We start from the raw sequence: 22,142 nt of genomic DNA, 5'->3' as shown, positions 1-22,142 counted from the left end.
TACTCGTAAAAAAAGCAGCACTTTTGTGCTGCTTTTGTAGGTTAATCAGTGTGAGTTAACTAAGCAATAGCATGACTTAAAATTTGTCGGCTATTATCTAAGCTAATTTGTTGGTGTTCGCCAAGCTGAGTCATACCATGGTCAGATAGTTGTTTAATAAGCGCTTCGATAGCTTCTTCTTTACTGCCTTGATATTCTGAAAACTGTGTTTCTACTTCTAGCGAGTGGTAGAAGCTTTCAATGGCTTCAATTGTACGTTCAGCGAGGTCTTCACCTTGCGCTAGACCGAATACATTAATCCCCATTTGCTCAAGCTTTTCGCGTTTTACGTCTAATTGATTGCGAAGCAATGCTGGCTGAACAATAGCAAGTGAACGCGCATGGTCTACTCCCCATAACGCCGTCATTTCATGGCCAATCATGTGTGTTGCCCAATCTTGCGCAACTCCCGAACCAATAAGACCATTTAGCGCCTGATTAGCCGACCACATTAAGTTTGCACGCCATTTATCATTGTCACGCTGATTAAATGTCTCACCCAAGACTTTAAGAGTTCGAAGAAGTGTTTCCGAGTAGCCATCTTGGACCATCGCATCTTGTTTAAGCGTTAAATACTGTTCACACACGTGTACCCAAGCATCGACAATACCGTTAAGCAGTTGCTTTTCTGGCAAAGTTTTCATTACGTCTGGATCTAGTACAGCAAACTTTGGCTGAACATATGGAGACATGAAAGCTAGTTTAGTTTGCGTTTCAGCTTTAGTTATTACAGCGCCCATGTTTGATTCTGACCCTGTTGCAGGAAGGGTTAAAATCGCCCCCAATGAAATGGCGTCAGAGACATGGTGATTTCCCGTTAAAATGTCCCAGCCATCACCTTCGTATTTAGACGCAGCAGCAACGTACTTTGAGCCGTCAATAACTGAACCACCACCAACAGCAAGGATGAAGTCGATACCTTGCTCTTTAATAATCTTAACCGCTTTGTCTAATGTTTCCTTGGTTGGATTAGGCTCAACACCTGAAAACTCACTCCAATTAGCGTCACTCAGGGCATCAGATACTTGGTCATAAACACCATTTTTTTTGATAGAGCCGCCACCATAAATCACAAGCACTTTGTTAGCCGATGAAATAGATTGCTTAATTGATGCTATTTGGCCTTGACCAAAGAAAATCTGAGTAGGATTTACATAGTTAAATTGCATTATGTTGCCTCTTGCTTCCATGTTTTTTTTATTAGTAGACACGGCATAAAGCAGTTCTACATTAACGAATAACTGCATATTAGTGTATTTATTAGGTGTAATATAGGTGAATTTCTCTATATTTATTGCCTAATTCTACATTGTGTGTATTGTTTCTCTAGTAGGGAATGGAGGGGTTATGGTTTTAGCTAAGTTGATGCAACGGTATGTTGACGAGAAAAATTTGAATCTGTTAGAAGGCATTGTTGAAACTGAAATCAATGGTGTTTGGTTTTACCGAAGTAGCCAAGGAAACCAACGTCAACCTTTCGTTTATCAATCCGGGATAATTGTTCTTGGGCAAGGTCATAAGAATATTTACATTGGGAATCAACCTGTAGCATACGGCCCAGAAGATTACCTTGTCGTTGGGGTTCCGATGCCTTTGGAGTGCGAAGCATTCGCTAAAGCAGGAGAGCCTCTACTTGGCCTATCTATTGATATCGACTCTGAACTGCTCCATCGTCAAGTCAATAAACTTGAAATACTCGGATATAAACCAGCCCTAAAAAGCGCCAAAGATGGGTGCGGTTTAAAGTCTGTGCAAATGGAAGTAAATATGCTTAATGTATGTGAACGCTTAATGAGTGCACTTTGCGATCCATTGGAAACGGCGCTACTGGCACAGTCATTAAAAGAAGAGTTGGTTTTCCGCGCTTTAACCGGCAGTGAAGGGCATCTACTTTTTGATTTAGCACATCATGAAGGTCACTACGCTCGCATCGCTAAAGCTCTCGAAAAGGTTCACGAAAGTTATGCTGAAAACTTGTCGGTACAAAGCTTAGCTCAAGAAGCCAATATGAGTGTTTCGGCTTTCCACACTGCGTTTCGAGATATTACTTTGGAATCGCCAATTCAATACATCAAGAAAGTTCGCTTGAATAAAGCAAAAGAGCTAATTCATCTTGAAGGCAAAAAGGTAAACGATGCCGCGAGACTCGTGGGATATAATAGCAGTTCCCAGTTCTCCAGAGAGTACAAACGCCACTTTAATGAAACGCCTCGCGGTATGAAATTAGCAAGTTAATCAGACGTATTCTCAAAAGGGGAAAAATCAATTTACATAATTACTGTGTTTTTATTAATGATTTACCCCATAATAGCAATACAAATCATTACATTGCATAACAGAATTGCCTTGTAAATGATACATACCCCTATAGGAGATCTAGTCAATCTTCTGATAAATAAGCCTCTTTGCGAGCCAGCTCAGAGGCTTATTTTTTTGTCTCAAAAATAAATCAGAATTTGGTTATTGATGCAAAATAAGTCGAATGCAATTGCAACAAATGTACATGTAGTTGCGAGACATTTTGAACTATAACTATTTTTTACGTGTGATTTTGCCGTCCTAATCTATTGTTATTTTGAATCGAATTTTAAGTTATCTGTATTTATATGCAGACAATTTAACACACCAAAACAATAACTTAAGGATAGAGCATTATGCACTTATCAAACAACAATGCCCGAAAGCGTGTCTTTACACTAACCACGCTTAGCGCATCCTGCTTGATGGCATTCAACAGTTACGCCGCTGTTGATTGCAGCGCGTTACCTGAATGGAACTCAGCTTCAGTATATAGTGGGGGGGACCAAGTCCAGCATGTCAATGAGGCTTACCAAGCAAATTATTGGACTCAAGGTAATGACCCGGCAGAAACTGCTGGGCCTTGGGGATTTTGGAAATCACTCGGTGCCTGCGATGGCGGTGTCGTTGTTAACGAACCGCCTGTCGTTACCATTACTTCGCCATCAGCAGCAGACATCATTAAAGAAGGCGATATTATTGAAGTAACAGCAAACGCCAGTGATAGTGATGGTTCTGTAGTACGTGTTGAGTTCTCGGTTAATGGCGTAATTATTGGTGAAGATACAACAACGCCATATTCGACAACTTGGACATCAACATCTGGCCAACATAGCGTTAGTGCTGTTGCATACGACGACGCTGGTGAAGCCAGTTTAGTTAACCAAGTTCTAGTTAACGTCGAATCAACGCAACCTGGGAACGAATCTCCTACAGTAGACGTTACTTTGTCAGCGACAACAGTGGATGTCGGGGGCGTTGTTACTTTATCTGCTAATGCTGCTGATGTGGATGGCTCAATAGATAAAGTAGACTTCTATGTAGCAGGAACTCTAGTCGGAACCGTATCTAGCGCACCATATACATTAGATTATACAACGGTGAAATCAAGCAACTTAGCCGTATACGCGAAAGCAACTGACAACCTAGGCGCATCGACCAGCTCTTCTGCTCTAACATTGAAAGTAAATGGTGCGCCAACAACATCGACTTGTCGTCCTGATGGTTTATATCAAACAGAAGGCGTAAGCGTTCCTTACTGTACAACTTACGATGAGGAAGGCCGCGAATTAATGGGGGCAGATCACCCTCGTCGTGTTATTGGTTACTTTACGAGTTGGCGCGCAGGGGATGACCGACAAGCAGCTTACTTAGTTAAAGACATACCTTGGGAACAGCTAACACATATCAATTATGCTTTCGTCGGAATTGGTCCTGACGGCAAAGTAAACCTCGGTGACGTTAATGATCCTTCCAATGCCGCAACTGGTAAAGAATGGGCAGGGGTGGATATAGATCCAGCACTAGGGTTCAAAGGTCATTTTGGTGCACTTGCAACCTATAAAGAACGTTACGGCGTTAAGACACTTATCTCGATTGGTGGCTGGGCTGAAACAGGTGGTCACTTTGGCGCAGATGGTAACCGAGTAGCAGATGGTGGCTTCTACACGATGACCACTAATGCGGACGGTTCAATCAACCACGCTGGTATCGAAAAATTTGCAGCATCTGCTGTCGAAATGATGCGAACGTACAAGTTTGACGGCCTAGATATAGATTACGAATACCCAACATCGATGGCTGGCGCCGGCAACCCATACGACAAAGCCTTCATGGAACCACGCCGTCCTTATCTATGGGCCTCTTACCAAGAGTTAATGAAAGTATTGCGTGAGAAACTTGATGCGGCATCTGCACAAGACGGCATTCACTACATGTTAACCATCGCGGCACCATCATCAGGTTACCTACTACGTGGAATGGAGACATTCGACGTCACTAAGTACCTCGATTATGTCAACATCATGTCTTACGATCTTCACGGTGCATGGAATGACCATGTTGGTCATAACGCAGCACTGTTTGATACAGGTGAAGATTCTGAATTAGCGCAGTGGAATGTATACGGAACCGCAGCTTATGGTGGTATCGGTTACCTTAACACTGACTGGGCATATCATTATTTCCGCGGCTCAATGCCTGCAGGTCGAATTAACATCGGTGTTCCGTACTACACCCGTGGCTGGCAAGGCGTAACAGGTGGCACGAATGGTCTTTGGGGCCGCGCCGCGTTGCCAAATCAATCTGAGTGTCCTGAAGGAACAGGTGAGGGCGAGAAGAACAACTGTGGTAATGGCGCAATTGGTATCGATAATATGTGGCATGATACCGACCCTAAAGGAAACGAAATGGGTGCTGGTTCTGGTCCAATGTGGCATGCGAAGAACCTAGAGAATGGTATTTGGGGTAGCTACTCTCAAGCATACAACCTCGATCCTGTAAACGACCCAAGCGACAGACTCGTCGGAACTTATGAGCGCAATTACGATAGCGTTGCTGTAGCACCATGGCTATGGAATGCAGAGAAAGGCGTTTTCCTATCAACAGAAGATGAAGCGTCAGTCAATGTAAAAGCCGACTACGTTATTGACAAGGAAATCGGCGGTATCATGTTCTGGGAGTTAGCAGGCGACTACAACTGTTATGAACTCGACGTAAATGGTCAACGTACAAATGTCGACCTATCCGAACAGGCTTGTGCTACAGGTCAAGGTGAATACCATATGGGTAACACTATGACTAAAGCAATCTACGATAAATTTAAGTCAGCGACACCTTATGGGAATAAAATCGCGACAGGTGCAACAGCGGCTGAAACAGTCGATATTGCCGTATCCATCGGCGGATTTAAGGTAGGTGATCAAAACTACCCAATTAATCCAAAAGTCACTTTTACTAACAATACTGGCCAAGCAATTCCGGGTGGAACAGAATTCCAGTTCGATATCCCAGTATCCGCACCAGATAATGCGAAAGATCAGTCAGGTGGTGGTTTGAAAGTTATTGCATCAGGTCATACTCGTGCTAATAACATTGGCGGTCTTGACGGCACAATGCACCGCGTTGCATTTAGTCTGCCGTCTTGGAAAGAGTTACCAGCTGGCGGTACCTATGAACTAGATATGGTTTATTACCTACCGATCTCCGGTCCTGCTAACTATACCGTTAACATTAATGGTATTGATTATGCGTTTAAGTTTGAACAACCTGACTTACCACTTGCCGATTTAACCAATGGTTCGGGCGGTGACACTGGTGGAAACACAGGCGGGGATACTGGTGGTAACACAGGTTCCGGTACAGTCACAGTTTGGGAAGCCGGCGTAACCAAGGCAACTAATGGCGAGACATACAGCCATAACGGAAAATGCTTTGTCGCCAAGAATAATCCAGGAACTTGGGAGTCTCCAACACAATCCAATTGGTTCTGGGATGAAGTTACTTGTCCTTAACCAATAAATACAATACGTAGTGAAAAAGCCTTGGGTGAACCCAAGGCTTTTTTTTGTACCCGACGAAACCTAACTAAAACTGATAGCTTTCTGGTACGACAACAATTCCAGAGTCAGATATATGAAAGCGTTTAGCATCTTCAACTCGGTTTAGACCAATTTCCGTGTACGGTGGGATTTTCACATGTTTGTCGACAATACAATTGACCAACTTACATCCGTCGCCAACTTCAACATCATCAAACAAAATACTATCGACGATTGTTGCGCTATCATGAATCTTTACATTCGTTGAGATCACAGAATGCTGCACTGAACCACCAGAGTTTACGACGCCATTAGCAATGATAGAATTGATAAATATTCCTTCGTTACCGGTCGCCGAAGAAACGGTTCTAGCCGGAGGAAACTGCGGCTCGTATGTTCTCACTCCCCAATCGGCTTGGTAAAGGTTCATTGGTGGTATAGGTTCGAGTAAATCCATGTTAGCGCGATAAAAAGAGTCGATAGTTCCTACATCTCGCCAATAACAATCTCTTGCAACCCGACCTTTATCTTGGCAAAAGTTATATCCATAAACACACTGTTTATCGATCAGCTTAGGGATTATATCTTTACCAAAATCATGAGAAGAATAGGCTTCATTAGCATCTTGCATAAGAGCACTCTGCAACGTTTCACGTTCGAAGATATAAATTCCCATCGAAACTAGACTTCGACCATTGTTACCTGGCATCGGCGACGGGTTTTCCGGTTTTTCACAAAACGTTTCTATCAGATTCTCATTATTTGAGGACAACACACCAAACGCTGATGCTTCTTCTCGTGGTACATCCATACAAGCAATAGTGAGTTTTGCATCATTTTCGATATGTTCTTTCAACATCTCGGCATAATCCATTCGATATATATGGTCGCCAGAGAGAACAATAACATGTTTGGCATCACTTCTTTCAAGTAGCCAAAGGTTGTGATAGATAGCATCTGCAGTACCTTCATACCATTTACCACCGCCACGCATTTGTGGTGGAACAACGGTAATATATTCTCCAAGCTCAGGATTGAAAATAGACCAACCATCTCTAAGATGCTTTTGAAGAGAGTGGGACTTATATTGAGTTAATACTAGGATCTGGCGTAACCCAGAGTGCAGACAGTTCGTTAGCGTAAAATCGATGATACGATATTTACCGCCAAATGGTACCGCTGGTTTTGCGCGATCATCCGTCAATGGAGTCAGTCTTGACCCCATGCCTCCCGCAAGGATGATTGTTAAGATATCTTGCATACTATCCTCCATAACAGTGCAATATGGTTCATATAGATTAGTACAAGAATTGCACCAAGTTTTAGGTAGTAGTATTTACAAGGTTTGCAGATAATTTATGTGAATATATGCATGTAAATAGTGCATCAAAATTGGTTGTTGCACCAATTCTATGCAATAGATTCGGACTCATGAGTAGAAAGTACACTCACTTGATTTCGCCCCAAAGATTTAGATTCGTATAACGCAATATCTGCACGTTTATAGCTGTCACTTGAGCGGCTACATATTTCAGTCACTCCTGCGCTAACCGTTATCCCCATGTTGGTTTCTAGGTGGATAGCCGTTCGCAGTCGATTCACCACAATTTCAGCTTCGCCAATAGAAGTGTGGGGCATAATAAGTGCAAACTCTTCACCACCAATGCGCGCAACCAAGTCACTTTCTCTTAGGTGGTCAGTTAAGATATTAGCAACATTGATAATGACATTGTCACCTTCATCATGGCCATATTTATCGTTAATACGTTTAAAATGGTCGATGTCTAAGAGTGCAAGCGATGTTGTTTCGCTGTCTGGATAGCGCTTGACTCGAATAGAATGACTCGTCATTTCATTATCGAATTTTCGTCTATTCCATAAACTTGTAAGAGGATCTCTTTCGCTCAACTCTCTAAGTCGATCTTCCAATTCTTTTCGATGAGTAATATCCACGAAAGAAGCAACGTAAAACTGGATGATGTTGTTTTGATCTCTAACTGTTTGGATTCTTAAGATCTCTGTAATCTTTGTGCCATCTCGACGTTTGTTGACAACTTCACCTTCCCAAATCCCTTTTTCTTCAAGCTCTTTCCACATTGCCATGTAGAACTCTTGATTGTGCTTTCCCGAAGAGAACAGGGATGGCTGTTTACCTACAACGTCTTTCAACTCGTAGCCACTGACTCGAGTAAACTCCTCGTTTACTTCAACGATTCGGTTATTGTGATCAGTAATCACCATTGCAGACATGCCATTCATTGCCGCGCGTGCAATTTTACTCGCCATACTGTTTTTTTGATGGTTGTAATTCCATGTCACGAAACCGAACGTAATCAGCAAAATGATGATTGTTAGAAAACTTGCTTGTACCACCAGATCGGTGAGTGCGTCATTTACAATTGGTGAGACAGACTTATGGTCAGATTCGATAATAAAGATAATGTTGTTCTTGCGATCTTTTGACGCCATGAACGACTTTTGAAATGAAAACCAGCGATTGCCATCACGCACAGTTCCATTACTCGCTTGATTTATCTTTTCCCATAGCAATGGATGCTGATTCGAAAGATTATATTCGCTGTTTCTTTCTATCAGGTGGCCGAACGTTGCCTGTCCATGATTGGACATTAAATAATAACCATCAGTATTCACGACAGAAGGTAAATTGGCTAGGTTACGCTTATAAGCGAGTCGTTTATAAATTCGTTTCAAGTCCAGATTCGCAATAAAATAGCCTTGCAGTTCCCCTTGTAGTTGAAGCGGGATGATCACGCGATACGAAGGGGTAAGAGGGTAAACGACCTCACCAAACTCATGCTCCAAATCAATACCAAAAGTACCGAGTTGATTGGGTTTTAATGTTTGTGCATAGGCGAAGTAATCACGTTCACCTTTATTTTGGAGTCGGTCATCGTCAACAATTTCGGACACTCGCTCACTACTGTTAATTCTGATCAACTCCTGACCATTGACATCTAATAAGCGGAGCTGCGAGTAGTAACCTTGTGTTTGGGTAACTAAGAGCCAAAAGTCTTTTAGGGCATTGATATTTGATTCAGAGGGTTTTAATAGCGCTTGATTAAACAAGCCATTAGTAGAGAGAGACCGCAAAGAAAGGTTGATTTTGGTTAGTGTAGTTTGAAGCTCAGCGCTCGCATACTCTAGTTTATTGCGATTGCTTTGCTCAACAGCATTCACAGCTTGAATATCAATCTTCTTATACTCGCTATAAAAATACAGGGCTGGCACGAGTGATAGTGCAAAAAAGGTTACCACGAACTGAAAAGCTAGCTTATAGCGAGTAAATGACATTGCCGAGTAATTAGTCCTAAAGTTGTATAAGCGACTTATAATATACAAATATTAAATAAAGTACTGTGAGCGCCCGTGCATAATATGACTTCCAGAATGCCATGTGATATATTGGTACGACATACTGAATAATATATGGTGTCATCATGAGAAAACTTCTAATCCTTGCGCTTGCATCGCTATTTGCTATTCCAGCTTACGCAGATGTTACTATCCCTAAAAATCGTGTAACTTGCGAAACTAAAGGGGCGATGCAAAGCTTCCTGAAACGAAAAACGATTAACGCAGTAAAAAAAGACTTACCGAAAGGGTGTGAGACTACGGAGTTTAAGCGCCGAGGTGAAATCGTTGATACATTCCCAAAGCAAGGTTTTTTAGAAGTTAAACTAAAGACGGGCAATAAAGTGTATGTTGACCGTGACGCGGTGAAGAGAAGTTAACTAACCAAATAATAAAAGCACCTCAAAAGAGGTGCTTTTACATTGTGGGAGCATAAATGGGGGGTAACTATTTATGCTTCAGCTTGAACCTGCTTTGCTTCTGAACGCGATTTCAGGAAAGCATAACCAAAACCTGTCACTGCCGTACCCGCTGCAATCGCAACTAAGTACATCAACACAGGAGTTATCGCGTTTGGAATTAGCAATACAAATAAGCCGCCATGTGGAGCCATAAGCTTTGCTCCAAACAGCATAGATAGAGCACCAGTCAAAGCGCCACCTGCCATACACGCAGGAATGACTCGCATTGGGTCTTTCGCGGCAAACGGAATAGCACCTTCAGAAATAAAGCACAAGCCTAGTACAAACGACGCTTTACCTGCTTCTTGCTCGCTCTTTTCAAACTTGTTTTTAGCAATAAACGTCGCAAGTCCCATACCTAACGCTGGCACCATACCTGCTGCCATGATCGCTGCCATTGGCGCATAGGTTTGTGAAGCTAACAATCCAACACCAAATGCATATGCTGCTTTATTAACCGGACCACCTAAGTCAAAACACATCATCGCACCAAGAATAATTCCAAGTAGGACAGCGCTGTCAGATCCCATGTTATTTAGGAAGTCGGTTAGGGCAGTCATGATGCCTGCAACAGGGCCTCCAACAATGTAGATCATGACTAGACCAGTGAATAGAGTCGCTACGAAAGGAATGATCAGTATTGGCTTCAATGCTTCCATTGACTGAGGTAACTGAACTTTATCCGCAAGGAACTTCGCAGCGTAACCAGCAATAAAGCCAGCAGCAATACCACCTAAGAAACCGGCACCGGTTGAACTTGCTAACATGCCACCAACTAAACCTGGTGCCAAACCCGGACGATCTGCAATAGAAAACGCAATGTATCCTGCAAGCACTGGAATCATTAGCGCGAAAGCAGAACCTCCACCAATTGTCATTAATGCAGCGGCTAATGTCCCTTCTTCTTTAAATGCTTCAATGCCAAACACAAATGAAAGCGCAATAATAAGACCGCCAGCTACCACGACTGGAAGCATATGAGATACGCCGGTCATAAGATGCTTGTAGGCACCTTTTTTCTCTTCATTTGATGTTTGATTAGAAGAGCCGGAATGCTGATAAATACTAGCAAGCTCAAAAGCTTTATCCATTTCTTCGGCGGTTTTCTTTAGTGCTGGGCCTGTTTTTGTTCGGTACATCATTTTACCGTTGAAACGGTCTAATGGGACTTCAATATCCGCAGCAATAATCACGAGATCTGCATCAGCAATCTCTTGTTCGGTTAGTTGGTTTTTCGCACCGACTGAGCCACGAGTCTCAACTTTAATTTGATGTCCACGGCGCTTGCCTTCTTCCTCTAACGCCTCAGCTGCCATAAAGGTATGGGCGACACCAGTAGGACACGCTGTAATAGCGACAATCTTTTTACTTGATTCAATACTCTCACTAGGCTTGCTTGGCTCAAGGATCGCTGTAGCTTGAGATACCGCCGTTTGTAAAAACGCGACTGGATCAGTAGTCACATCCTGAATCTTTGATTGGTAAACTTTTTTACCTACAAAACGCGAGGTGTCAACATCACGATTCGCTGCGATAATGATTACTTCAGCCTGTTCAATATCACTTTGGCTCAATATGTTTGGCTCAACAACAGTTGATTGACATTCAATCTTAGCGTCCCAGCTAAGCTTTTTGCTTGCTTGTTCAAGTAGGCCAGCAGCAAGAATGCTGTTGGCTACGCCGCTTGGGCAAGCGGTTATAATGGCAATATTCATACGAGTAACCTTTTGTTCCTTAGTTTGCTTCGACGTTTTTGCTCGGGCAAATTTCGTTAACTTCTGTTTTCAACATGATGTTTTCCAGCTCTACTTGGCTGGTTAGTCCTACGCCAACTTGGCTTACAGCAAGTGCTGAAAGGGCAGTGGCAAAACGGAGTAATTGAGATGATTCCATAGATTGCATATAGCCCCAACAAAGACCAGCCACCAGGGTATCGCCAGCACCAACGGTACTTACGACACTCATTCTTGGTGGCTGCGCGGTTAGCCACTGATTGTTGTTCAACCACATAACACCCTCGGCGCCCATTGAAACCACGACATTTTCAACGCCGCTTTCGGCTAAAGATTGTGCGGCCTGCTGGCAATCGCCACGAGACATTAATTTACGTCCGACAAAATCACTGAGTTCTTCATCGTTGGGCTTGATTAGCCAAGGAGATGCGTCAATGCCTGCAGAAAGGGCAGCTTTGCTACTATCAAACAGTACCTTTTTGCCAAGATTACGCAGGTGTTTAATCCAACTAGCGCACTTTTCAGGCGTTACGCCGCCAGGTAGGCTTCCAGCAATCACAAAGTAGTCATGGGTTTCGGCCAATTCAAAAAGCGTTTGCTCAAATTGCTTTAGGTCAGAAGGGGACACTTCGACACCCGGGAAGTTAATATCGCTAACTTCACCATTGGCTTCGACTAACTTAACGTTAATTCGCGTTGAACCTTCAACTTCAATAAATCGGTTTGATACGCCGATTTGCTCGAACAGTTGATGAAATAGCTCTGGGTTATTCTTGCCAAGAAATCCCGTCACAGTCACTTCGGCCCCCAGATCACTGAGTACTCTGGCAACGTTTACGCCTTTACCAGCCGCGTGAAAATTGCTTTTGTTTACGAGATTAACCGCACCAATGTTAAGTGAGGTTAATGAACCAGTAAGATCCAATGCAGGGTTCAAGGTAATGGTGACTACTTTATTTGTTTTCATCGTCATAGCGCCTCTTTAACCTTCACCTAAGCCTGATGCAATGGCAGCACCAATCGACTCAATCGCCTCAGATGCATCCGGGCCTTCCGCACTAAACTGAAGTTGATGGCCATGCTTAACGCCAAGCGCAATAACTTTCATCAGACTCTTTGCATTAACCGATTTTCCATCACCATCTAAGTTTGAGACACGAATGTTAGATTCAAACTTCTTGGCTTCAGCAACTAACATTGCACCTGGTCGGGCATGAAGACCGTGGGTATTCTTTATCTTAAATATTGCTTGATTGTCGTTATTTACAGATAGCGTGACATCGTCACCTTTAAGAAGTGCAATAACCGTCTCTGTATCCGCTTCAAGTAAAGAGGGTTGTTTATTATCAAATACCAATTGAGTGAGATTTTGAACAATGCTTTGATGTGCATTGTTACAAGCTGCAAAGGCAACAAGAGCCTTCACAGGTTGACCATCAAATTGACAGTCATTCGCGGTAGAGACATATGATACGGCAGTTCGAGATACTTGTTTTTCACTTCCAACCATCCACAAGCCGTGGCCTAAATGGGTGGGTGTTTTCGCGACTACGTCAGCGACAAACTCACGCTCTGCGCAACCTGTATTTTTAATTAAACCAGCACCAACAGCGGTCATCTGAATGATATCGCTCGCAGGAAAGTTCAACTGGATAAGAGATGCGTCAAAATCTGCTTCAAGATGAACATCGCCGTTAAGCAGGGCAATTATCTCATCTTTAGTTTTTGCGGTTTGTAAACGTTGCTCGACACCATCGGCACTAAGAACTTTTGTTAGCTGCTTTAGAATACCTAAGTGCTCATCAGATTTTGCGGCGATTCCTATCGCGACATAAGCAGTATTACCACCTCCCCAATTCACACCGTTCGGATAGTGATGAACCGAAACGCCGGTGGTGTTGACCATGTCGCGTGTATCAACAGTGCCATGAGGGATAGCAATACCGTTGCCTAAAAATGTACTGTTTTGTTTTTCACGGTTGAGCATGCCTTCAACATAACCTTCAGCAACCAATCCTTGTGCACACAGGCTAGATGCAAGGCTCTCAATGGCAGAAAACTTATCTTCAGCAGATTGTGAAAGAGTAATGTTATTTGTTGTTAGCTTGAGCATGTTGCTTCTCCAGCTTTAAGTTTGATTTGTTTACCGTTCTTGCTGCTTATCAAAAGGCAACCTAGCGGAATCATTGTTCGCTTCAACACAAACTGAATCGATTCAGCAGTTGAGCATATTTTAAAGAATTCAGCAAAAAACGAATTTCAATATTCGTAAATCAGATCGATACCAGAATAAACAGTGATATCCATCAATTTTAAGTCTTTGCTGAATCCTTTCAGCTTTTATACTGAATCGTTTCAGCATATACTTCAACTTAAGGTTGGATCTTTGATGTATTATTATGATCCCGCGCACACAACAAGGTTGAAGGGTATGACACTGGATGAAGTCGCCAAACTGGCTGGCGTTTCCAAAACGACTGCAAGCTACGTCATTAACGGCAAAGCTCAGAAATATCGAATTAGCGAAAAAACTCAACGTAAGGTTATGGCGGTTGTTGACGAGCATAACTATCGCCCAGATTTAGCGGCCTCTACATTAAGAGCGGGGCATAGTCGCTCTTTTGGACTGGTCATTCCGGATCTAGAAAATACCAGTTATGCACGGTTAGCAAAGCTTCTCGAACAAAACTCTCGTTCAGCAGGCTACCAAATCCTAATAGGGTGTTCTGATGATGATCCAGGTACAGAAAGAAGTGTCGTACAAGCTCTTGTGAGTCGTAAAGTCGATGCATTATTTGTCGCTAGCGTTATTCCAGAAGCGAGTGACTTTTACCTCGATCTGCAGAATAAAGGAACTCCGGTAATTGCACTGGACCGTCCTCTAGATGATGAACACTTTTCTTGTGTTATCAGTGAAGATTTTGGCGCGGCATTCAATCTCACTGAATCTGTGTTAGGTGAAGGAGTCGAAAGTGTCGGGTTAATTGGCGCATTACCCGAGCTCAATATATCTCGAGAGCGTCAAATGGGGTTCTTGTCAGCAGCGAAGCAAAGCAATACGTCAACACTACTTGGCTATGGAGAGCACTTCAATCGCGATGATGGCAAACAAGTGCTAAAGCAATGGCTACAAGAGGATACGGTGCCAGACGCACTGATAACCACATCTTATACACTCCTAGAAGGGGTACTAGATGTACTGCTCGAGGAGCCCGAGCTTGTGGGTAAGATCAAAATCGCCACATTCGGTGATAATCGCTTACTCGACTTCCTTCCAGTCAAGATAAACTCATTGCCACAGCAGTTTGAGTTTATCGCAGACAGCGCGATGGCACTCGCGTTGAACGCAGCTTCAAAACGCTATCAACCTGGGGTCGAACTGGTGCCTAGAAAGATCGTGGTACGTAGATAAAAAAGTAACGACGCCCTAATAGTTAGGGCGTCGTATATGCAAGTTAGTATTTAAAAAGCTTAACCTGGTTATTTAGTTGTGTTGCGATAGATTGGAGCTCTTCAGACAGTAAGCTCGATTTATCCGCTTGAACTGACATTTGGTCAGATACATCATTGGCAAGCTGAATGTTTTTGCTTACTTCACCCGTTACAGTGCGCTGCTCAGAAGCTGCATTCGAAATATGTGATGCCATATCGGATATTTCTTGAATTGATTGCGCAATCTTTTCCAATGCCGCAGTCGCATTGCTAGCATCATCAACACTTGATTGAGCAAGGCTTTGGCTTCTATGCATAGATTCAACCGCATGAAGACTGTTCTTTTGTAAACTCTCAATCATCTCTCTGATTTCATCAGTAGAACTGTGTGTACGTTGTGAAAGAACTCGTACTTCATCCGCTACAACCGCAAAACCACGCCCTTGCTCCCCAGCTCGCGCAGCTTCAATCGCCGCATTAAGAGCGAGTAGGTTGGTTTGCTCTGCAATCTCACTGATTGTTGAAAGAATCGTGTTGATATCAAGAGCATTTTGCTCCAACTCACGAATGACTTGCGATGCGTTTTCCACTTGTTCAGCGAGATTTGTTATAGACTGTTGGTTTCGAACGATAACCTGCTTACCTTCGTCGCAATGCACTGTCGAGCCAAGAGCAGAGTCCGCGGTTTGCTGTGCGTTATTCGCGACTTCTTCTGCAGCAGCCGACATTTCATGTACAGCAGTCGCTATCTGAGACATTTCATTTAACTGTATGGTAAGCCCTTCGCTTGTCTCTTTAGATACGTTTGTACTGACCTTAGATTGAACATCCAGCTGCGATGAAGATTGCGCAATATCCCGCACAATTTCTTGAAGCTTGGCAATAAACGCATTGACATGCGTAGCTAATTGGCCAATCTCATCTTTGGTTTCCACTTTAATGCGTTGTGTTAAGTCACCATATCCTTTAGACAAAGCTTCCATCGAGTGACTTAACGTAAGCAAAGGGGAAAGTGCTTTTTTTATAAAAAACAGAGCAATGCATGCGATAACAAATGTTTGCAAAAGCCCCATAAACGCAGATTGTCGAAGTAAATCACGTACAGGGGCAAATGCATTGTCTTTATCAATCACGACGGTGAAATACCAATCTGTATTTGGCACATGACGAGAGGATATGAATGACTCTTGTCCTCCAACTTGCATTTCTCTACTTTCCTGAGAACTTGCTAAGTCTTGGATCATACTGATAGAAAGCGTGTCAGATATGCGTGAAACAGATTGTAAAGTAAGCGAAGAATCTTTGTGAGCGACGATTTTACCATTGCTATTAGCTATAAACGCATACACTCCCGTGTCGTTGAGATTCACTATGTCACGAACTAGGTTTTGAATATTCATGTCAGCGCCAATCACGCCGGTAAAACCGTTTGTATTAAATGGCGTTGAAATCGTGACAACAAGGTTATTAGTCGCAACATCAAGGTAAGGCTCTGTGATGACAAATGACCCCTTAGCTTGTGCCTGCTTGTACCATTTACGTTCACGGGGATCATAGCCTATTGGAACGGGCAGATTTACGCCTTGAAGAAATTTACCATTTGAGAGCCCTGCATACGCGATTTGAAATTGGCCAGCATTGGTGCTCTGTGTGAAATAGCTACTTGGATCATCAGTGTATTTGAATGCATCTCTCGCCGCGTTTACAACGTTGATACGCCCTTGGATCCACTTATCCATTCCGGAAACGTTCGTTTCTAGTAGAGTGTTAGTATATTGCTTTACTGAACGATAAGTTTCGTCAAGAAGTTGCCTACCGGTCATATAGGTTTGAATTGCTGTCATGATCAAAATTGCAATCACAAATGCAATAGTAAGTTTATTTTTGATTGATATAGAGGACATTTTCCTGCGCCATCCTAAACGAATAATTTTCGCTCAGAATATTACAGATCAACATACCATAAATAAACAGTTTATCGTTTTGTATTTAACTTTTCTTTCGCATAAAAAGTAAAAAAGCGCCATCTAGGCGCTTAACAATCTCTACATTTGGAATCGAACCGACATGGTTACTTGAGGCCCATAAAGACCATTGTTCCGAGTTTCTGCGGAAAGGGATAACTGTTCAGTAGAGTGGAAGCGAATACCTGCATGAAACACAGAGGCATCGTTATTGCGTCCGAGACGTGTAGTTGCTTCAATTTGATCAGTAAGCCACATTCGAACGCCAATATTCATTTCTGTCTGGGTTCGGTTATCACGGCTTGAATCATCAGGAAAATCGACATAGTGCAAAAGTAATTGACCGTAAATATCGGCAAATTGAGACACCGGCCCGTTAAAACCAATGCCACCAGCAAGATCATAGTCACCGTCAAATTGAGAGTCTATACGAGCGATTAGGTGGGAGTTCTCGGTAAGGAAAGTACTGACTTCAACGCCGGTACTTTCAGGGCTTATCGAAGTACGAAGTTCACCGTAGGTATAATTGAAGTTGTTGGCGTTGGCCAATCCTGTGAAGCTCATGCATGCTATTGCGCTGGCTAATATGTACTTTTTCAAAGCAGTCTCCGACTTACATCAATTTTTTGACTCTGTATTTGGCTTGCAATATACAAGCCAAATAGTAACGTAATTGTCGGATAATGAAACAGTTTTACAGAATTTGAATGTGGTCTACTTCAATTTCTGGTGTATTGCCACCTTCATACTCACCAAAAAGGCGAACTTTTGTTGACGCGTCTAATGGCTGTACCAGATTTAGGTCATCATCTAACTCGACTTGAATTTCCCCTTTACCGTCAGAAAAGACAAATGTGTCACGTCGAATTTGGCGTAACAAATTACCTTCAACAACGACGTCTTTCTCTACAAAGCGACCTGTATCTTGAAGAAGTGAGTCTACCGTAACAACATCAACAGGGCCGCTGTATTGGATGCTCGTGCGGTTATGGTCATCGTGCGCCATCGCTAACGCTGGAGTAAGAATTAGAGTAGCAGCAGAAGCAAGGATCATAGATTTCATTTTCATAATAGTTCTCAGTATGTCTGTTTGTTGATGGGTACATTAAACAACATCAGATTTGAACCGGAGCTGATCAGCACATTCATATTCGATTCATTGTTGAGTATTTGCTGTGAAAACCGCTATTATCCTTATCTAATCATCTAATCATCTAATCATCGAATTATCGAATTATCACCTAAATACAATCATATGCAGCCGACAATAAAAGCACTTATGGTGCAAGGAACGACATCCGATGCCGGAAAAAGCGTACTCGTGGCAGCATTATGCCGAGTACTGGCAAGGAAGGGGATTAAGGTCGCACCATTCAAACCACAAAATATGGCACTGAATAGTGCAGTAACCTCCGACGGCGGTGAAATAGGTCGAGCTCAATATGTACAAGCTCTGGCGGCAAATATTCAAGCCACAGTTGATATGAACCCCATTCTTTTAAAGCCCTGTACCGATACGGGAGCGCAAGTCATTGTTCATGGTAAAGCGGTGGCTGATATGAATGCCATAGGTTACCAAAGCTACAAGCAGTTTGCGCTACCGCATGTTATGGATTCATTTGCTAGACTTCAGCAAGAATACGAGAGCGTAATGATTGAAGGGGCAGGGAGTCCTGCCGAAATCAACCTACGCGAAAATGACATTGCAAATATGGGGTTTGCCGAAGAAGCGGATGTTCCCGTAATTATTATTGCCGACATTGATAAAGGTGGTGTATTTGCGCACCTCTACGGCACGCTGGCACTTTTGTCACAAACAGAACAAGATCGTGTAATAGGGTTTGTGATCAATCGTTTCAGAGGTGACCTTTCATTGCTTCAACCCGGTCTTGACTGGCTTGAGAACAAGACAGGCAAACCCGTGTTAGGTGTTCTTCCTTACCTACATGGTTTCGACTTAGAAGCAGAAGACGCCATCAACTGTCACCAAGAATTAACCAGTGATTCAAAGCTTAAAGTTGTTGTGCCTGTTTTCCCTCGAATAAGTAATCATACCGATTTTGACGCTTTAAGAGCCAACCCAGAGGTCGATTTACGTTACGTTGGCCAAGGCGAACGAATTGAACATGCGGATCTTATTATTTTACCCGGATCTAAGTCAGTGCGAACAGATCTTGCGTTTCTTCGACAACAGGGCTGGGATAAAGACATTGCCCGCCATTTGCGCCTCGGCGGTAAAGTTATGGGGATCTGTGGTGGCTACCAAATGTTAGGACAAACTATTTCCGATCCATTAGGTATCGAAAGTGACGCCGGCCAATCCGAAGGGTTAGGTTATTTGGACATTACGACAGAAATAACAGCGCATAAAACCCTAAGCAATGTCACCGGTCATTTAACTCTACAAGGAGAATGCGTAGACGTTCGCGGTTATGAAATTCACGCAGGAATCACGCAAATTAACGCTCAATCACCAGTTAGGCTATCTAACGGAGCTTGGGATGGCGCAATCAGTGATTGCAATCAAGTGTTTGGTAGCTATTTACATGGTATCTTTGATTATCCCGACGTGATTTCAACCATAGCTCATTGGGTCGGGGTAGAATGTATTGCACAAGTCGATCACAAACAAAATCAGCAAAACGCAATTGACCGTATCGCCGATGCCGTTGAAACACATATTGACCTCAAAAAGTTATGGCCAGATCTGGAACAATAGTCACTGATGAACCTAGTTAAGTATTCCCTTATTCCACTACTTACAACTATCAGTTTCTCAGCTAGTGCAGCTGAAAAACTAATGGTGTACGCCGCGTCTTCTATGACTAACGCTGTCAATGAGCTGGTGTCTGTTTTCGAACATCAGCATGACGTAGACGTAACAACTGTCTATGCAGGTAGTTCATCTTTAGCTCGACAATTGGTTAACGGCGCTCCGGCAGATATTTTTATATCAGCCAATAATCAGTGGATGGATTATTTAAAGAACCAAGAGATTGTAAGCAGTGACAACGTCACTCAACTTGCGACTAACCAACTTGTCGTCGTTGCTCCTATCGATAGTAAGCCAGAGTTTGAAATAACATCAGTGAAAAGTTGGCTTAATTCACTAGAAAACAGCCGCTTAGCCATTGGACAACCCAATGCAGTTCCTGCTGGCATGTATGCTAAACAATCATTAGAGAACCTAAAAGTTTGGAAGACGATACAAAGCAAATTAGCTCCAACCAATAATGTCCGTATAGCGCTGACTCTTGTTGAACGAAAAGAGGCAGCGTTAGGGATTGTCTATAAGACCGATGCTCTCTACAGTAAAAAAGTAAAACAGTTGGCGGCTTTACCTGAATCTTCCCATCAACCAATTGTCTATCCGATGGCAATACTAAACAAAAATGAGTCGACCAAAATGTTTGCCACTTTTGCGCAAAGCCCACAAGCCAGCAATATTCTCAAAAAATACGGTTTCAACTAGATGTTTGGTGTTCTATCCGAGTACGAAATACAAGCCCTTTTGCTCAGTCTAAAGGTGGCTGGATACGCTATTCTTTGGCTCATTCCTATTGGGATCGGCCTAGCTTGGTTATTAGCAAAGTGCGAATTTGTAGGCAAAAACTTACTAGATAGCATCATCCATTTGCCGTTAGTACTACCACCCGTGGTGATTGGCTACTTATTATTGATTTCTATGGGCCGTCAGGGTTGGATTGGCCAGTGGCTGTACGAACATTTTGATTTAGTCTTTTCATTTAATTGGAAAGGCGCTGTTATCGCCTGCATTGTTGTCGCTTTACCTTTAATGGTTCGTTCTATTCGACTTAGTTTGGAAAATGTTGATCAGAAATTAGAGCAAGCAGCGTCAACACTGGGTGCATCACCCTTGAAAGTGTTTACCACCATCACATTACCTTTGATTGTGCCGGGTATCATTACTGGCACAATGCTTTCATTCGCTCGCAGTTTAGGTGAATTTGGCGCGACCATCAGCTTTGTCTCTAACATTCCAGGTGAAACACAAACTCTACCGCTCGCTATGTACAGTTTTATCGAAACGCCCGGAGCTGAAACAGAGGCTATGCGCTTATGTGTTATCTCCATAGTGATTGCTTTAACGTCAATGATGGCGTCTGAATGGTTATCTCGATACAGCAACAAGCGGTTAGGGGGGCACTAATGAACGGTTTACAAATTAACTATCAACAGTGTCTTGGCGAACAAGCATTCGACATCACTTTATCCTTGCCACCCAAAGGAATAACCGCAGTATTCGGTCGTTCAGGTGCAGGCAAAACTTCGTTAATAAATGTCATAGCAGGGCTTAAAACTCCTCAGACTGGAGTAATATCAATCAATGGCACCACGCTATTTGATTCCCAGTCTAATATCAATATCCCTATCCACAAACGTCAGGTTGGGTATGTATTTCAAGACGCGCGACTTTTTCCTCATTACAAAGTTAAAGGCAACCTTCTATACGGCGTGAAAGAAGCTGATGATTCATACTTTGATCAGATTGTTGAGTTACTTGCTTTATCACCTTTACTCGAACGATACCCTAACCAATTATCTGGTGGTGAAAAACAGCGTGTTGCCATTGGTAGAGCATTATTATCAAAGCCAAAGATTCTTTTGATGGATGAACCTTTAGCCTCCCTTGATTTACCAAGAAAGCGAGAAGTGATGCCTTTTTTGGAGCAACTGGCTCATAGCGTGGAAATCCCAATAATCTATGTTTCTCACAGTTTAAATGAAGTGCTTCATTTGGCAGAAAATATGGTGGTTATTGATGATGGAAAAATTGCAGCAAATGGCACACTAGAGCAAGTGTGGTCCTCCAGTGCAATGAAGCCTTGGCAGTCATTTTCTGAGCAGAGCTCTCTATTTTCTGCAACCGTTGTTGAGCATAACTCTGAATATGCGCTTTCACGTATTCAGTTAGCGCCAGGCGTTAACCTTTGGGTACAAAAGATTCATGCGCCGATTGGAAATAACGTTCGCTTACAAGTGAGAGCCAATGACGTTTCTTTAGTCCTGGAGCCTCCGAGCAAAACCTCGATACGTAATATCCTTGAAGCTAAGATTGCCAAAATAGAAACTCACAGTTATGGGAGTGATAAAAAGAGCGTCTCAGTTACGTTAGAGCTCGCTAAAAACTGTTATTTGGTTGCGACCATCACTTCATGGGCTAGAGATGATCTTAACTTACAAGAAGGTATGGTGATATACGCACAGGTGAAAGGGGTAAGTGTCACTCAAAGAGATATTGTTCTTGCATAAAAAAACGCCGCATTTCGCGGCGTTTTGTAT

16 protein-coding genes and 2 pseudogenes are annotated in these 22,142 nt (G+C 42.9%); 9 read left to right on the top strand and 9 right to left on the bottom strand.

The window, feature by feature from the left end:
* Positions 1–59 precede the first annotated feature (59 nt).
* Entirely contained in the window at positions 60–1,208 is a 1,149-nt protein-coding gene (locus GVO60_RS08620) for an iron-containing alcohol dehydrogenase (RefSeq protein WP_159652941.1), read from the bottom strand.
* 178 nt (positions 1,209–1,386) lie between these two features.
* Here GVO60_RS08620 and GVO60_RS08615 point away from each other — a divergent pair, with 178 nt between their 5' ends.
* The 3 genes and pseudogenes from GVO60_RS08615 to GVO60_RS08610 all read left to right on the top strand — a co-directional run.
* Positions 1,387–2,274, top strand: a complete 888-nt coding sequence (locus tag GVO60_RS08615) for an AraC family transcriptional regulator (protein WP_159652939.1) — start codon at positions 1,387–1,389, stop codon at positions 2,272–2,274.
* 419 nt (positions 2,275–2,693) lie between these two features.
* Positions 2,694–2,910, top strand: a pseudogene (locus GVO60_RS22675) (carbohydrate-binding protein); the annotation flags it as partial.
* A gap of 65 nt (positions 2,911–2,975) precedes the next feature.
* A pseudogene (locus GVO60_RS08610) lies at positions 2,976–5,849 on the top strand (chitinase C-terminal domain-containing protein); the annotation flags it as partial.
* A gap of 73 nt (positions 5,850–5,922) precedes the next feature.
* On the opposite strand, the gene glgC reads toward GVO60_RS08610, so the two are convergent.
* Complete coding sequence (glgC, locus tag GVO60_RS08605; RefSeq protein WP_263971946.1) at positions 5,923–7,149, bottom strand: glucose-1-phosphate adenylyltransferase; 1,227 nt, start codon at positions 7,147–7,149, stop codon at positions 5,923–5,925.
* Between the two features lie 137 nt (positions 7,150–7,286).
* Positions 7,287–9,188 carry a sensor domain-containing diguanylate cyclase gene (locus GVO60_RS08600; RefSeq protein ID WP_159652933.1) on the bottom strand — a complete coding sequence of 634 codons (1,902 nt, stop codon included), beginning with the start codon at positions 9,186–9,188 and terminating at the stop codon, positions 7,287–7,289.
* 146 nt (positions 9,189–9,334) lie between these two features.
* Between GVO60_RS08600 and GVO60_RS08595 the strand changes: the two genes are divergently transcribed.
* Entirely contained in the window at positions 9,335–9,628 is a 294-nt protein-coding gene (locus GVO60_RS08595; RefSeq protein WP_159652931.1) for a hypothetical protein, read from the top strand.
* A gap of 71 nt (positions 9,629–9,699) precedes the next feature.
* Here the strand turns inward: GVO60_RS08595 and fruA are convergent, their stop codons facing one another.
* Genes fruA through fruB form a run of 3 tightly spaced genes read right to left on the bottom strand, consistent with a single transcriptional unit; the run spans position 9,700 to position 13,555 of the window.
* The gene (gene fruA, locus GVO60_RS08590; protein ID WP_159652929.1) at positions 9,700–11,424 is read right to left on the bottom strand and encodes a PTS fructose transporter subunit IIBC; all 1,725 of its coding nucleotides are present in this window, start codon (positions 11,422–11,424) and stop codon (positions 9,700–9,702) included.
* Positions 11,425–11,443: 19 nt separating this feature from the next.
* Positions 11,444–12,415, bottom strand: a complete 972-nt coding sequence (gene pfkB / locus GVO60_RS08585) for a 1-phosphofructokinase (protein ID WP_159652927.1) — start codon at positions 12,413–12,415, stop codon at positions 11,444–11,446.
* A gap of 9 nt (positions 12,416–12,424) precedes the next feature.
* Complete coding sequence (gene fruB, locus GVO60_RS08580; RefSeq protein WP_159652925.1) at positions 12,425–13,555, bottom strand: fused PTS fructose transporter subunit IIA/HPr protein; 1,131 nt, start codon at positions 13,553–13,555, stop codon at positions 12,425–12,427.
* A 318-nt stretch (positions 13,556–13,873) separates the two neighbouring features.
* Between fruB and cra the strand changes: the two genes are divergently transcribed.
* Positions 13,874–14,854 (top strand): catabolite repressor/activator, encoded by a 981-nt coding sequence (cra, locus tag GVO60_RS08575; RefSeq protein WP_159652923.1) that lies wholly within the window; start codon positions 13,874–13,876, stop codon positions 14,852–14,854.
* 43 nt (positions 14,855–14,897) lie between these two features.
* Here the strand turns inward: cra and GVO60_RS08570 are convergent, their stop codons facing one another.
* The 3 genes from GVO60_RS08570 to GVO60_RS08560 form a co-directional block, all read right to left on the bottom strand.
* A complete protein-coding gene (locus tag GVO60_RS08570; protein WP_159652921.1) occupies positions 14,898–16,778 on the bottom strand; it encodes a methyl-accepting chemotaxis protein in 1,881 nt (626 codons plus the stop codon).
* A 141-nt stretch (positions 16,779–16,919) separates the two neighbouring features.
* On the bottom strand, positions 16,920–17,438 hold the full coding sequence (locus GVO60_RS08565) for a hypothetical protein (protein ID WP_159652919.1): 519 nt from the start codon (positions 17,436–17,438) through the stop codon (positions 16,920–16,922).
* A gap of 94 nt (positions 17,439–17,532) precedes the next feature.
* A complete protein-coding gene (locus tag GVO60_RS08560) occupies positions 17,533–17,901 on the bottom strand; it encodes a YgiW/YdeI family stress tolerance OB fold protein (RefSeq protein ID WP_159653302.1) in 369 nt (122 codons plus the stop codon).
* Positions 17,902–18,093: 192 nt separating this feature from the next.
* Between GVO60_RS08560 and GVO60_RS08555 the strand changes: the two genes are divergently transcribed.
* The 4 genes from GVO60_RS08555 to modC are packed head-to-tail and all read left to right on the top strand — an operon-like array spanning position 18,094 to position 22,112.
* Positions 18,094–19,557 carry a cobyric acid synthase gene (locus tag GVO60_RS08555; RefSeq protein WP_174855878.1) on the top strand — a complete coding sequence of 488 codons (1,464 nt, stop codon included), beginning with the start codon at positions 18,094–18,096 and terminating at the stop codon, positions 19,555–19,557.
* 6 nt (positions 19,558–19,563) lie between these two features.
* Positions 19,564–20,310 carry a molybdate ABC transporter substrate-binding protein gene (gene modA / locus GVO60_RS08550; protein WP_159652917.1) on the top strand — a complete coding sequence of 249 codons (747 nt, stop codon included), beginning with the start codon at positions 19,564–19,566 and terminating at the stop codon, positions 20,308–20,310.
* The gene (modB, locus tag GVO60_RS08545; protein WP_159652915.1) at positions 20,311–21,009 is read left to right on the top strand and encodes a molybdate ABC transporter permease subunit; all 699 of its coding nucleotides are present in this window, start codon (positions 20,311–20,313) and stop codon (positions 21,007–21,009) included.
* Positions 21,009–22,112, top strand: a complete 1,104-nt coding sequence (gene modC / locus GVO60_RS08540) for a molybdenum ABC transporter ATP-binding protein ModC (protein WP_159652913.1) — start codon at positions 21,009–21,011, stop codon at positions 22,110–22,112. The genes modB and modC overlap by 1 nt, the downstream gene beginning before the upstream one ends.
* Positions 22,113–22,142: the final 30 nt, after the last annotated feature.

Origin of the sequence: Vibrio atypicus, assembly GCF_009811315.1 — a bacterium.
In the GTDB taxonomy this organism is placed as follows: Bacteria; Pseudomonadota; Gammaproteobacteria; order Enterobacterales; family Vibrionaceae; genus Vibrio; species Vibrio atypicus.
The sequence above is the reverse complement of the archived record's forward strand: the minus strand, read 5'-3'. Positions and strand labels throughout refer to the sequence as shown.